Source organism: Shewanella intestini (assembly GCF_018221465.1).
Classification (GTDB): domain Bacteria; phylum Pseudomonadota; class Gammaproteobacteria; order Enterobacterales; family Shewanellaceae; genus Shewanella; species Shewanella intestini.
Map to the genome: position 1 here is coordinate 49629 of NZ_JAAIKR010000004.1, position 13379 is coordinate 63007.

A 13379-nucleotide genomic window follows, 5' to 3' on the forward strand; every position below is an offset into this window, starting at 1 on the left:
GATTATGTGAATATAACGATTTTTTTATTCAACAGAGTTTGATACGTTTATAATGGTTTATATTCTATAATGTTGTTACTTACTTTGATTGCCATTCTCTCTACAGGGGAGATTAGTGGCTGATTGCCTTGATATGAGAAAATAATTTATGAAAATCCAAATTATCGTTGCTTTAGTGTTCTTTGCAATATTTGCCGCATTACTTCCAGGCACCCATTACATCTATCTTGCTAATGCTGACTATTACATGGGCCAATTTGTCACTGTATCAGCGGTATTATTGATGTGGTTTAGTTTAGTTGCTGGTTTCGTTAGTCTTTTCTTCCATAAGTTGAAAGCACTTTATCAATCTATTTAAGTCGACCTTAAATAGTCAAAAGAGCCGGCACATTAGCTGGCTCTTTTAGTTATAACTGTCTTATATTCCCGATCCGTTGGTTAACTCAATCATAAACTGGCTTCCTTCACCAGGTGTTGATTGAATATCAATTTTGCATTGCAATAATCCCAGTAATTGCCTAACAATCGCTAACCCGACACCAAGTTGCGGTAAAGGTTGGTCATGTTCGAAATTTAAGGTGTTTTCTACCTTGTACTCAGTATCTTCGTTTTGATTCATTGAAAGCTGCCTAAGTGCTTCAACTTCATGTTGATGCATACCAGAGCCTGTATCTTTTACCGCTAACCACTGCTTGTCGCCTTGAGTTTGAGTATAAATTGAGATTTCGCCATCAGCAGGGGTGTAGCGCAGCGCATTATCGATAAGGTTATTGATAATGCGCTTCATTAATTGCGGATCGGTATAAATTGATGTGGACTGAATATGGCTGAAATTCAAGCTGACATTTAATTTATTGGCTCTGGGTGTAAAAGTATGTTCAATGTCAGCTAATAAGTCGGTTAATTCGATTTGTTGTAATTGTGCATGAATTTGTCCATTTTCTAAGGCGGCTAACTCCAGTAATTGGCCGAGTAACTGTTGCAGGGTTTGTCCTGAGTTGGCGGCATATTGAATAAGCGCGGGATCTCGAGAGTCCTTGGGTAAAATTAACCAAGTGTCTATATAACCTAATAAAGCCGTTAATGGGGTTTTTAGATCATGCGATAAGTGCAATAAGAAATCATGCTTAGCTTGTTGTTGACGTTTAACTTGCTGTTGTTGCTGATGGATTTGAATCAGTAAGGTGTTGATGTTGTCGCTTAGCTGGCTGATTTCGCCACCACCACGGGCACGTTGTAGTAGCTGTAAGTCCCCCGAGGCTGCACCTGATTGCAGTTGATGGAGTTCTTTCGCTAATTTATCGATAGGGCGGGTAAAATAACGCAATAAAATGACAAACAATAACAACGCAAATACAATCCAAAAGCCGATAGTTGCCCCCCAAACTTGTGGTTGGTTTTCTGCTTGAATAAGTGTTTGCCAGCTATCAAAGTCTTCCCCGCCAATAATGACATACAAATAGCCGCTATGGAGTCCGTCAGTGTTAACCAGTTTGGTGACTGAAAATATTTTCTGAGTGTCTGTTGAACGAGGATCTGTCCCTAAAATAGGTAATTCGTTGCCGTTTAAAAATTGCTGAATAATGGCGGTATCAACACGCTGTGTTTTAATTTTTTCGGCTTTGGCGTCATAAGCAATAACACGACCGTTAGGGTCTAATGTGTAAATCTCAAAGCTTGGCCCAAGAAGCATAAAGTCATGAAAGGCTTCTTTTAAAGCCGCATCAGATGTAATGCCTTGAGAAAGGAGCGGGTTAATATGCGCCATATGGTCGGCTAATTCTTGGTGCAATGATTGTTGAATTTGATTGCGACTAAATTGATGATTAAGTTGTAACCATTGCCATAGCGCCATAAAAAGCAATAACACAATGAGGGTCGATGAAATAAATAAGCGACTAAATAAATGATTCATTAATGCGTGACCGCCTGCGGTGGTGCAAATTTATAACCCACACCCCACACGGTAATAACTAACTCTGTTTCAGCACTGCAGCGGGATAACTTGTTGCGTAAGCGATTGATATGGCTATTAACCGTGTGTTCATAACCGTCATAGGTGTAACCCCATACCGCTTCTAATAGTTGATTGCGACTAAAAACTTGTTGTGGATGTTTAGCTAAAAATAATAATAAATCGAATTCGCGCGCGGTAAGTTCTAAAGGATGATTAAAGGCGGTAACTTGGCGGGTACTGGCATTGATGCTTAAGCCATCAAATTGCACTTGTGCTTGTTGTTCCTGTTGGGCGTGACCACGGCGCAATAAGGCTTTTACTCGGGCTCTAAGCTCTAGCACGCTAAAGGGTTTGATCAGATAATCATCTGCGCCTGCTTCTAAGCCCAAAACAATATCAGCTTCTGTGTCTTTGGCAGTAAGTAACATAATCGGTAAGGTTTTTTGTTGTTGTCTCAGTTGCTGACATAACATAATCCCATCTCCGTCAGGTAGCATACGATCAAGCAAAAGCAGGTCAATGCGTTTATGTTCAATGATCAATATGGCTTGTTTTAACGTGGTGGCGTGGCACACTTCATAATTCATGGCGTTGAGATTTAACATCACTAATTGCGCGAGATCTTGTTCATCTTCTACCAATAAAATTCGTTGAGCATGTCTATGTTCTGTATTGGCATTCATCCTTCTTCCTCAAGCGTTATATCAACCATTGCTCATAGAAGAAGCAGACCCGTAGGCACAGTAATAAATTTCAGTGTGATGCAAAAATAGTCAGTTTAATGATTTTTACATCACACTGTTCAGCGTTATTGCGCACGAGTTATTTTTACGCTAATTGCAGGGTTATCAAAGCGGTGTGACGGTGTGAGCACTGAGTCTGCTAAACCGTCGTACATTGAAATTACACCGGGATGGACATGGATAAAATCAACATCATCGCGGACACTGTTGTAGCCTTCACCACCGTCAGCAGGTCCTGGCATGCTGCCTTTTGCTTCGCTGTTTGCTTCAGTGCCAGCATCATATACCCATAATGTCATCATTGAGCTGTCATCCACTGCCATGGTAGTTAAGTCATAATTATTGACCCCAGCAAATGCATCATTAGTGTTGACTAACATCGTGGCAAGGCTAATGCTGGCAACGTCGGCTTCATTAATACTTAATGTGAGCGTTTCAGACATGCCAGGCATAATCGGACCATTACCATTAACAGTATGAGTTAAGCTTGATATTGCAGTTAAATCACTGCTATCTCCACCTTCTGCTAGCTTCTCAATGGCGACAGAAGCTGGTGCTCCCGCCATCCATAAAGACTGATCTGCGCCATGGGTAGCAATAAATACCGGCGATAAGGGTTGATTAGCGGATAAGTTAGTAACGGTGACATCAAACGTTTGCATCACCACTGGGGCGGGGGCATCTTCTTGAACAATCATTGGGTCGTCATCATCGTCAGAACAACCACTAATAAGCACTGCGCAAGTGGCGAGCGCAATAAGCTTATTTTTGTTTGATAAGGTCATAAATTTCATCATGTGCTCCTTATTTAACCATTACAACAACTTTGGCGACAGGGTTTAACCAGCGATGGATTCGGCTGTCTAGGTCACTTGCTCCGCCAACAGGGTCGGTGTCACCTAACACGCCAGGGTGAACATGAACGTAACTATTGGTTGCGTTATCCATTACCCCTGTTGCATTTTCGCCGCCATCACCACCGGGAGCCGCTGGAATACCGGGGACGCCTGACATGCCGCCGCCATTAATGATTTCATCGTTTGCCTCAGTGCCGGCATCATAAGCGTTAACATAAATGGTGTAAGTACCCGCTTCGGTTGGAATCACCCAGTTATCAAGCCCAACAAAGGCATCATTGGTTGGCAGCACCATTGCGACAATGGAAAGTACGTCATTGTCACCGGTGTCGAGCATGACATTACTGACACTGGCTCCTGCATTAAGTAACCCCATTGCAGGGTTTGCGCTGGTGACACCATTAATGCTGCTAACTAGCGCATCTAGGTCGGCTATATCACCACCTTCGGCCATTTTTTGTATTTCAGGTGAGGCCATTTGACCGACTTGGAATAAATGATTTGCACTGTCATGTGCGGCAATAAGTAATGGGGTGAAATGATTACCATGGGTTAAATTGGTGACACTGATCTCTAATTCAGCAGCAACATTGCTAAAACTAATTAACCCTGCAGCCAACACACTGGCACTGACTAATGTACGTTTCATAACCTATCTCCTTGTGTTTAATTAACAGCAAGTATGAGTAGGGGATGTCACTGGGGTATCGCTAAATTATCACAAAAGTTTAACAACGAGTTTTATCTATAAAATCATAATTTTAAATTTTAGTTATTTGCTTGAGGTTGGTTTTTCGTTGTGTAATTAGGCTAAATACCACTGCTATTATGAATGAATAACGCCATTAAATGTTAGTTGTAATCACCTATATCAAAATGAATAGCAACGGTTTGAGGCGCTGAATTTAGATTCATTAGTGCAAAGTGTTAACTTAAAAAAAAGGCTGAAATTGGCTACCAGCCTAGGTTTAGTGTCTATACTGTATTGACGGAGCGTTAAGATAGTTAAGGTAAGGAGTACCGATGAAAGACAGTTATCAACAGATAATCGAGTTAGATCTAGAAATGGCGCGTTTAGAACGTATCTATTCAATGTTAAGGCCATTACAGCTTTTCAGCATGATGCCATTTTTTGTGGTGTTTGTTTATTTTGCTATTCAAAAGTGGCCCTTGTTTTAAGTATTTTCTGGTAACGATTATCGACCTAATGCAAAGCCCAGACGTGTTTTACTTCTGGGCTTTAATATAGCTGTTATTCGCTAATAAATGTTTTGCCTAGTTCATCTCTGTTTTGATTTTCTACCCAACCTTGTATCAAACCTCATTCGATATTAGCGCCGTTTTGCAGCGCATTGGTTGGTCCATTCAACACCTTTCAGCGCGATAAAATAAGCTTTTTGTCATTGAGTTGGCAAGGCTTGCCGTTAAGGTTGGTTTAACTCATTAGGTTATTATTTAAGATATTATGCGTCATTAGTCATTTTCTATACCAGAGGTAGTAATGGAGCTGAGTCTTTTTAATCCGCGATTAACTAATACGATAACCCAGCAGACAATTGAATTTTTTAAGGGCGTATTTAGTGACGCCGAAAGTGAAGCTGAAGGCAATATGATTGCTCAGTTAGTGGCAGATTTAATCACCACCACAGCAGAGCCTGAATTAATCGGTTTTAGTGCAACACATGAAAACACCTTAGTGGGATGCATATTGTTAAGCCGTTTCAGCTTACCTAACGGCCAAAGTAGTTTTATTTTATCTCCCGTTGCTATTAGCACTACAGAGCAAGGAAAAGGTATTGGGCAGGCATTAATTAACGATGCTATCGCCCATTTAAAAGCCCAAAAAGTAGAGTTGGTGTTTACTTACGGTGACCCTAACTTTTACGCCAAGGTAGGATTTTTGCCAATTAGTGAAGATGTGGTATCAGCGCCGCAGCCTTTGTCATACCCCCATGGTTGGTTAGCGCAGTCATTAACTGAGCAACCGCTGGTACCGATAATAGGCAAAACCCAATGTGTTGCAGCGTTAAATGATCCATCTTATTGGTAACGCTTGGATTATCAGCGCTTAGGAGATGACAGTTTGAAGAATGTGCCAACTCATTAAATAAAGATGAATTTAAAAGCGATGATTGAGGCAAAACCCAATGTGTTGCTGCGTTAAATGATCCATCTTATTGGTAACGCTTTGATTATCAGCGCTTAGGAGATACCAGTTTGAAGAATGTGCTAACTCATTAAATAAAGATGAATTTAAAAGCGATGATTGAGGCAAACGAAATACGCTGCAGCTTTTATTCACTTAAGGCGCATGTCGTTGTGTTTGGCCTGAGCGAGTAACGTTGTCGTCAATACAATTGATGATTGCTTGAGCAATACATATTTAAATCACAATTGGCTTCTATACTGGAATAGAGCTTAACAAAGCAAGGAAGCACAAAATGTGGCGTCCAGTGGTTGGATATCTTGTTTAAGCCAAAGGAGTTGATGTGAATAAGTTAATAATCCCCATTTTGCTTACAGCCAACGTCATGTGTTTTTCTATGGCGGCGATGGCTGGCGTTGCTTCAATAACGAATGCACCGATACACCTTGTGGAAGCCGAAGTTGTTAGTGTTGAGCAAGCTGATACCACAGTTTCAACGATTGATGATATCCCCCTCGCAAAGCGAATATATTTTTTCCAGCACAAAATTTTACCGCAGTGGTTGTTTGAGTCTAATGAGCAGTTTTTTGCGGATTTACGCCTTGGAGAAAATGAACAATTCTTTGAAACTGCTGCCAAAGTAGTTAACGCAGCCTTTGCTGATAATATCAATATCACCCCATTAAATGATCGCAGCGCATTTCTCATTACTTTCCCCGCCCCAACGGCTTCACCCAATTGTTATTTTGTGTTGATAAAAAAACAAGGTGGGCAGTTTCGCTATTACACTTTTGAAAAACGTTTTGAGCTGGCAGATGGGGACTTTTTTGCCATTGTCGGTGGTTGGGATAATAAAGGAGCACACGCTAATTACGGCCCAAGGCGGTATCAAACTGAGCAGGCGTTTGTCGCTGATGTGTTAGCAAAAGAGTGATGTTAGTTTTTTGATGGCGGTGTTTCTTTTACTTTCAGTTGCTCAAAGCAAGATCAAAGTCGTGGTGCTTCGCCCACACCAGAATCAAGGGGGAAAGCGCTTGTCCCCATACTTTATATACTAAGAGTAATCCCTCAGCGCTCCGGCGAAATTTAAAAAGCAAAATTTCCAACGGAGTATTATTTAGCTTTTAGCTTCATTTGGTTCCGCTTCGTTCATCTTCAACAATCACTAACGCTTACGATGGGGCGTCCCTTCCCCTCGAAAGCTAGCCTGAATCTTAAGTGCAGGATGCACCAAATGCCTTGCAGCACATGGATGTGCGAGAAAGGCCATGGCCAGACTCACACAATTTTCTTGATGATCTCAATTCAATTGTTGGCTTCAAACTCTATGCCTGAGCTTTTAGAATTTTCAAATGAAGTACAATCGAAGAAGTAATAATTCTAGTGTAGATGCAGCAGCGAGCTTCCAAAACATGGATGTTTTGGCAGAGCTTACAGGGACGTACTTGCTGCGTCTCGCAGTTGTATCTGCACATAAGGTCACTTTTTTACATCCATGTGATCGCGACATTCGATACATCCTGTATCTTCCAGCAGCAGGCAATGGATTAAGTTGAAGTTGAGGACTTCTATTTGTTACTGAACATATACGATCTATCGGCTGAGAAAGTCGTGGCGCTTCGCCCACACCAGAATCAAGGGGGAAAGCGCTTGTCCCCATACTTTATATACTAAGAGTAATCCCTCAGCGCTCCGGCGAAATTTAAAAAGCAAAATTTCCAACGGAGTATTATTTAGCTTTTAGCTTCATTTGGTTCCGCTTCGTTCATCTTCAACAATCACTAACGCTTACGATGGGGCGTCCCTTCCCCTCGAAAGCTAGCCTGAATCTTAAGTGCAGGATGCACCAAATGCCTTGAAGCACATGGATGTGCGAGAAAGGCCATGGCCAGACTCACGCAATTTTCTTGATATTCTCAAGCCTGATGAATTAAACAGAATCACCTAATAAAAATCCCTGTGATATTGCTATCACAGGGATTTATTATTGCTTCACAACAAGCAAAACTAACGAGTTATGCTTTGCCTTGCTCACGTGCAATCGCACGGTAGGCAATATCGGTGCGGAAGTAGACGTCATCCCAGTGGATTGCATCAACTAATGCGTAAGCCGATTTTTGTGCTTCAGTTACCGTGTTACCCAGTGCTGTGGCACATAATACGCGGCCGCCTGCTGTGACAACGTGACCGTCTTTCATTGCCGTACCTGCGTGGAATACTTTAGCGTTGTTATCACCTAAAGATAACCCATCAATCACGTCTGCTTTGCGATAAGCATCAGGGTATCCGCCTGCTGCAAGTACCACACCGACTGCTGCGCGTGAATCAAATTCAGCGGTCACTTTATCTAACTCACCACGGGTGGCGGCTAAACAAAGTTCAACTAAATCAGATTGTAAACGCATCATAATTGGCTGAGTTTCTGGGTCGCCAAAGCGGCAGTTGTACTCAAGTACCTTCGCGCTGCCATCAGGTGAAATCATCAAGCCTGCGTATAAGAAACCAGTATAAACATTGCCTTCTGCTGCCATGCCATCAACCGTTGGGCGGATAACGTTAGCAATGGTCCAGTCATGAACGGTTTGGGTGACCACTGGTGCTGGTGAGTATGCACCCATGCCGCCAGTGTTCGGGCCGTAATCACCATTATCACGGGCTTTATGGTCTTGGCTGGTGGCCATAGCTAAGATGTTTTTACCATCTACCATGACGATAAAGCTGGCTTCTTCACCTTTTAAGAATTCTTCGATAACTACGCGAGAACCGGCTTCGCCAAACTTGTTACCTGCTAGCATATCTTCAATTGCAGCATCAGCTTCAGCTTGGTCTTGCGCGATTATCACGCCTTTACCTGCTGCTAAACCGTCAGCTTTAATCACAACAGGGAAACCTGTTTTGTTGGTTAACTCAATTGAGTAAGCCTTTGCAGCATCAATTTCGGTGAAGTTAGCGTAATCAGCAGTTGGGATATGATGGCGAGCTAAAAAGTCTTTGGTGAAAGCTTTTGAAGACTCAAGCTGCGCAGCGCCTTGGGTTGGGCCAAAGATGGGTAAACCCGCTTCGTTAAAGGCATCGACTACACCAAGTGCTAATGGGACTTCTGGGCCAACAATAGTGAGTTCAATGTTGTTGTCTTGAGCAAATTTAACTAGCTCTGAAATGGCTTCAACCTTAATGTCGACGTTGGTTAATTTTGGCTCTAAAGATGTGCCCGCATTACCTGGCGCTACAAATACCGTGTCAACTTGGGGTGATTGTGCTGCTTTCCAAGCTAACGCGTGTTCGCGTCCGCCGCCACCAATGACTAATACTTTCATTTTTTAATCCTTTTATCGCTGCGCTATCGTGTTAACTACAATTCCAATGTTTGCTTCAAGTATGCTCACTTATACTGATAAGCTTCGCTTACTTTGATTGAACTTGAAACAATGGCTGGCTCTAATATGAAAAAAACTAAACGATAAAACACCAATGGCTTAGGTTAAGCCATTGGTGTTGACGTTCTAGTGACGGAAGTGGCGCATCCCAGTAAACACCATCGCAATACCGTGCTCGTCTGCTGCGGCGATGATTTCTTCGTCGCGGATTGAACCGCCCGGTTGGATGATACAGCTAATGCCTGCTGCTGCGGCTGCATCAATACCGTCACGGAATGGGAAGAAGGCATCAGATGCCATTACAGACCCTTCAACAACCAAACCTTCATCGGCGGCTTTAATACCTGCCACTTTCGCTGAGTAAACACGGCTCATTTGGCCTGCGCCCACACCGATAGTCATGCCGTCTTTGGCGTAGACAATTGCGTTTGATTTAACAAATTTAGCCACTTTCCAACAGAACATTAAGTCAGTTAATTGCTCAGCTGTAGGTTGGACTTTTGAAACCACTTTAACATCGGCGATATCAACCATACCTTGGTCGCGGTCTTGTACTAATAAACCACCGTTAACACGTTTAAAGTCTTGAGTGGTGGTTTTAGTGTTCCACTGACCACACTCTAATAAACGCACGTTGGCTTTAGCGGCAACGATTTCACGTGCAGCTTGGCTGACTGTTGGCGCAATGATCACTTCAACAAATTGACGGTCAACAATGGCTTTTGCTGTGTCAGCATCTAACTCTTGGTTAAACGCTATGATGCCGCCAAATGCTGATGTAGGGTCAGTTTTGAATGCGCGATCGTAAGCTTCTAATAAGCTATCGCCTAGTGCGACACCACATGGGTTAGCATGCTTAACGATGACACAAGCTGGGCCGTCGAATTCTTTCACACACTCAAGTGCTGCATCGGTATCTGCGATGTTGTTGTACGACAGTGCCTTACCTTGCAATTGAGTTGCGCTGGCCACTGACGCTTCATCAATATTGGCATCAACATAGAATGCGGCTTTTTGATGGCTGTTTTCGCCGTAACGTAAATCTTGTTTTTTCACTAACTGAGTATTGAAAGTGCGTGGGAAGCTTGAATCTTCGTGACACTCATCTTTACTGTGGGCAGGAACCATAGTGCCGAAGTAGTTAGCAATCATGCCGTCATATGCAGCGGTGTGCTCGAAGGCGGCAATGGCTAAGTCAAAGCGTGTTTCAAGTGTTGTGCTGCCGTCGTTGGCTTGCATTTCTGCAATCACGCGATCGTAGTCACTTGCGTTAACAACAATGGTGGTGTCTTTGTGGTTTTTAGCTGTAGAGCGAACCATGGTTGGGCCGCCAATATCGATATTTTCAACCGCATCAGCGAGTGTGCAACCTTCTTTCGCTACAGTTGCCGCAAATGGGTAAAGGTTAACGGCGACAAGGTCGATAGGTTTAATGGCATTTTGCTCCATTACCACTTCATCAATTCCACGACGGCCAAGGATGCCACCGTGAACTTTAGGGTGAAGGGTTTTTACGCGACCGTCCATGATTTCTGGGTGACCGGTATAGTCAGAGACTTCAGTTACAGGGATATTGTTGTCTGCTAACAACTTAGCGGTGCCGCCAGTTGAAAGTAATTCCACACCTTGAGCGTGAAGGGCTTGGGCAAACTCAAGGATTCCAGTCTTATCTGATACGCTCAACAGCGCGCGACGAATTGGTCTGACAGTATTCATGTAGGTTCAGGGTCCACTAGTTGTAGGTTAAAGATCTTTCGAAAAGCACAACATGTCGCACTGTGCTTTTCCAAAGATCCTCGCACACCTTATTTTAAGGTTGTTAGAGGCTATCCTGAGGTCAGGGCGCGTATTTTACCGTAATCCGCTAAGTTACGGGGATTTTATGCGTGATTTCACAATATTGAAATCAGAACAACAAAAAGAGGCCTTGTGATAATACAAACACTTGACCTTAGATTAAACTCTAAGGTTTATACTGTGGCTAATGTTATCGCCTGAGGGCAATAAAATAGGATAAAACATGTATCGAATTGGCGAACTCTCCAACGCTTGTGCAATTAAAGCGGATACGTTGCGATTTTACGAAAAGCACGGTTTATTAACGCCTTCTCACCGTTCTGATTCTGGCTATCGGTTATACACTGAAGACGATGCGGCAAGATTGCGATTTATTCTTAGGGCAAAAGCGGTGGGCTTTACGCTAAATGAAATTGGCGAGTTATTGTCAATTGAGTTAGATAAATCTAACTGGGCCTGTGCTGATGTCAAAAAATTGGTGGATGTAAAGCATGCACAGGTTGAAGCGAAAATTGCTGAGCTGATGCACTTTGCATCATCATTAAAAAGCCTGTCTGATGCATGTTGCGGCGGGCCTGATAGTGCGGAACATTGCTCAATATTAGACGCCTTGGAGTCGTCAGATAAAATGCAGTTATCAGAACAAATACAGGTGACCCCTGAACATCACCATAACGTCAAGGTGGAGAAGTCTGCATGTTAGTGACTAACTTTATACATTTATTTTTGGAATCAGCCCCATGGTTATTGTTGGGGTTGATATTAGCTGGGTTATTAAAAGTGTTTGTGCCGATGGCCTGGATGCAAAAGCAACTCGGTGGACACGGCTTTAAAACCGTCGTCAAAGCGGCAGTATTAGGTGCGCCTTTACCTTTATGTTCATGTGGGGTCATCCCTGCTGCAGTCGGTCTTCGTCGCAGCGGTGCTTCAAAAGCTGCAACGACATCTTTTTTAGTGTCTACGCCTGAAACCGGTGTTGACTCAGTGACTGTGTCGTATGTGTTGCTTGGGCCATTTATGGCAATTGTTAGACCTATTGCTGCCGTTGTGAGTGCAGTTGTAGCAGGTTTATTAGTTGGCCGGGATGACAAAGACATTACGCCAATCAATGAGAGTGTTAATGCGCCAACAGACAATGCAGAGAAAAGCGGTGTAACGAAGAGTTGTTGCAGTAAAAAAAACTCGGAAGTTAAAGCTGAACCAAAACCTGAGCTTAAGTCTTGTTGTAGCAGCAAAGCCGATACGTCAGTTAAGGCTGAATCTGCATCTTGTTGTAGTAGCAAAGTGGATACGCCAGTTAAGGCTGAATCTGCATCTTGTTGTAGTAGCAAAGCGGATACGCCAGTTAAGGCTGAATCTGCATCTTGTTGTAGTAGCAAAGCGGATACGCCAGTTAAGGCCGAATCTGCATCTTGTTGTAGCAGCACCCAAGATATGGCGACGGAACTTAGGCATGAATCGGTATTGAGTCGTATATTCACCGGACTGCACTACGCTGCAACCGACCTCGTTAAAGATACTACTTTATGGTTATTATTAGGATTGTTTTTTGCCGCGTTAGTACAAACGTATGTCCCTGCCGACTTTTTAGCTAAATGGGGCGATGGAATACTGGCGATGTTAGTGATGGTTGTTGTGTCTGTACCTATGTATATTTGCGCAACGGCTTCAACGCCTATCGCAGCTGGACTATTGCTTGCAGGGGTATCTCCTGGGGCGGTATTGGTGTTTATGATGGCAGGCCCTGCAACTAACATTGCCACATTAGGTGTGGTGGCTAATGAACTCGGTAAGCGTGCGTTATTTGGCTATTTAGGCGGCGTGTTAGGGGTAGCATTATTCGCGGGGTTAGTCGTTAATTACTTAGTCGCCACGTTTGGGTTCCAAGTGATGCCGCAAATTGGTGGTGAGCATGAGTTACTTCCTCAAGGTATCGTCATGGTGTCGGGTATTGTACTGGCAGTGTTAATGGTCAAAGTTATTTGGGATAAGCTTCCTCGTAAGCAAAAAAACAGCAGTTGTTGCGCTTCTTAATCATTAACCTTACATAAAGCCACCAATTAGCGTTGGTGGCTTTTTTATTGCTTAAATTTATGTTTTTCTTAAAAAATTAATACACCCTCCGCCTCGAGCATCACTCTCCAATATTGTTTATTTCATATCTACCAATAATGGCTTGCAATCAGATGCGTTAAAGACTGATAACCGAAGTGACTCTTCTATCGGTGTCTCTGAGCCTAGACGCGATGTTATTTTTGGTTGGCGTTATCTGTATAAAACAAGCCCTCATATTGCGGGCTTGTTTTTTATGTACGCAAATAAAATGACACTGAAGATAGTGGTCATTATTCCCATGTAATCGTTGCTGTTGAGGTGTATCAACTAAAAATGATAACCAATTGAAAATAAAAGGTTAAGGCAACCATTATGATAACAATCGTGCTTATTGTTAACGTTTGCCTGTATGGTGTTGAAATAGTGTAAATAAACAGTCTGAAGAAA

12 protein-coding genes are annotated in these 13379 nt (G+C 42.9%); 6 read left to right on the forward strand and 6 right to left on the reverse strand.

Translation table 11 applies throughout. From position 1 onward, the window contains the following. Positions 1–148: 148 nt before the first annotated feature. On the forward strand, positions 149–358 hold the full coding sequence (locus tag G3R48_RS06045; RefSeq protein ID WP_153661923.1) for a hypothetical protein: 210 nt from the start codon (positions 149–151) through the stop codon (positions 356–358). A 60-nt stretch (positions 359–418) separates the two neighbouring features. Here the strand turns inward: G3R48_RS06045 and G3R48_RS06050 are convergent, their stop codons facing one another. The 4 genes from G3R48_RS06050 to G3R48_RS06065 all read right to left on the reverse strand — a co-directional run bounded on the left by G3R48_RS06050 (position 419) and on the right by G3R48_RS06065 (position 4206). Continuing rightward, the gene (locus G3R48_RS06050) at positions 419–1915 is read right to left on the reverse strand and encodes a sensor histidine kinase (protein ID WP_153661921.1); all 1497 of its coding nucleotides are present in this window, start codon (positions 1913–1915) and stop codon (positions 419–421) included. Then, a complete protein-coding gene (locus G3R48_RS06055; RefSeq protein WP_153661919.1) occupies positions 1915–2640 on the reverse strand; it encodes a response regulator transcription factor in 726 nt (241 codons plus the stop codon). Before G3R48_RS06055 ends, G3R48_RS06050 begins: the two co-directional genes overlap by 1 nt. Positions 2641–2765: 125 nt before the next feature. Continuing rightward, positions 2766–3494, reverse strand: a complete 729-nt coding sequence (locus G3R48_RS06060; RefSeq protein WP_228497313.1) for a spondin domain-containing protein — start codon at positions 3492–3494, stop codon at positions 2766–2768. 10 nt (positions 3495–3504) lie between these two features. After that, entirely contained in the window at positions 3505–4206 is a 702-nt protein-coding gene (locus tag G3R48_RS06065) for a spondin domain-containing protein (RefSeq protein WP_153661915.1), read from the reverse strand. Positions 4207–4580: 374 nt separating this feature from the next. Between G3R48_RS06065 and G3R48_RS06070 the strand changes: the two genes are divergently transcribed. From G3R48_RS06070 to G3R48_RS06080, 3 genes are all read left to right on the forward strand, one after another. Then, on the forward strand, positions 4581–4736 hold the full coding sequence (locus tag G3R48_RS06070; protein WP_153661913.1) for a hypothetical protein: 156 nt from the start codon (positions 4581–4583) through the stop codon (positions 4734–4736). A 322-nt stretch (positions 4737–5058) separates the two neighbouring features. Then, positions 5059–5607 (forward strand): GNAT family N-acetyltransferase, encoded by a 549-nt coding sequence (locus G3R48_RS06075; protein ID WP_153661911.1) that lies wholly within the window; start codon positions 5059–5061, stop codon positions 5605–5607. A gap of 439 nt (positions 5608–6046) precedes the next feature. Then, positions 6047–6637: a hypothetical protein gene (locus tag G3R48_RS06080; protein ID WP_153661909.1), complete on the forward strand. Its 591-nt coding sequence runs from the start codon at positions 6047–6049 to the stop codon at positions 6635–6637. A 1081-nt stretch (positions 6638–7718) separates the two neighbouring features. Here the strand turns inward: G3R48_RS06080 and purD are convergent. Both purD and purH read right to left on the reverse strand, forming a co-directional pair. After that, the gene (purD, locus tag G3R48_RS06085; protein ID WP_153661907.1) at positions 7719–9020 is read right to left on the reverse strand and encodes a phosphoribosylamine--glycine ligase; all 1302 of its coding nucleotides are present in this window, start codon (positions 9018–9020) and stop codon (positions 7719–7721) included. 186 nt (positions 9021–9206) lie between these two features. Then, positions 9207–10796: a bifunctional phosphoribosylaminoimidazolecarboxamide formyltransferase/IMP cyclohydrolase gene (gene purH / locus G3R48_RS06090; protein ID WP_153661905.1), complete on the reverse strand. Its 1590-nt coding sequence runs from the start codon at positions 10794–10796 to the stop codon at positions 9207–9209. A gap of 304 nt (positions 10797–11100) precedes the next feature. Between purH and zntR the strand changes: the two genes are divergently transcribed. Next, entirely contained in the window at positions 11101–11580 is a 480-nt protein-coding gene (gene zntR / locus G3R48_RS06095; RefSeq protein ID WP_153661903.1) for a Zn(2+)-responsive transcriptional regulator, read from the forward strand. Beyond that, a complete protein-coding gene (locus tag G3R48_RS06100) occupies positions 11574–12911 on the forward strand; it encodes an SO_0444 family Cu/Zn efflux transporter (protein WP_153661900.1) in 1338 nt (445 codons plus the stop codon). Before zntR ends, G3R48_RS06100 begins: the two co-directional genes overlap by 7 nt. Positions 12912–13379: the final 468 nt, after the last annotated feature.

Coding starts and splice junctions, on each gene's coding strand:
- G3R48_RS06045 (WP_153661923.1), top strand. CDS start 149: ATGAAAATCCAAATTATCGTTGCTTTAGTGTTCTTTGCAATATTTGCC.
- G3R48_RS06050 (WP_153661921.1), bottom strand. CDS start 1,915: ATGAATCATTTATTTAGTCGCTTATTTATTTCATCGACCCTCATTGTG.
- G3R48_RS06055 (WP_153661919.1), bottom strand. CDS start 2,640: ATGAATGCCAATACAGAACATAGACATGCTCAACGAATTTTATTGGTA.
- G3R48_RS06060 (WP_228497313.1), bottom strand. CDS start 3,494: ATGAAATTTATGACCTTATCAAACAAAAATAAGCTTATTGCGCTCGCC.
- G3R48_RS06065 (WP_153661915.1), bottom strand. CDS start 4,206: ATGAAACGTACATTAGTCAGTGCCAGTGTGTTGGCTGCAGGGTTAATT.
- G3R48_RS06070 (WP_153661913.1), top strand. CDS start 4,581: ATGAAAGACAGTTATCAACAGATAATCGAGTTAGATCTAGAAATGGCG.
- G3R48_RS06075 (WP_153661911.1), top strand. CDS start 5,059: ATGGAGCTGAGTCTTTTTAATCCGCGATTAACTAATACGATAACCCAG.
- purD (WP_153661907.1), bottom strand. CDS start 9,020: ATGAAAGTATTAGTCATTGGTGGCGGCGGACGCGAACACGCGTTAGCT.
- purH (WP_153661905.1), bottom strand. CDS start 10,796: ATGAATACTGTCAGACCAATTCGTCGCGCGCTGTTGAGCGTATCAGAT.
- zntR (WP_153661903.1), top strand. CDS start 11,101: ATGTATCGAATTGGCGAACTCTCCAACGCTTGTGCAATTAAAGCGGAT.
- G3R48_RS06100 (WP_153661900.1), top strand. CDS start 11,574: ATGTTAGTGACTAACTTTATACATTTATTTTTGGAATCAGCCCCATGG.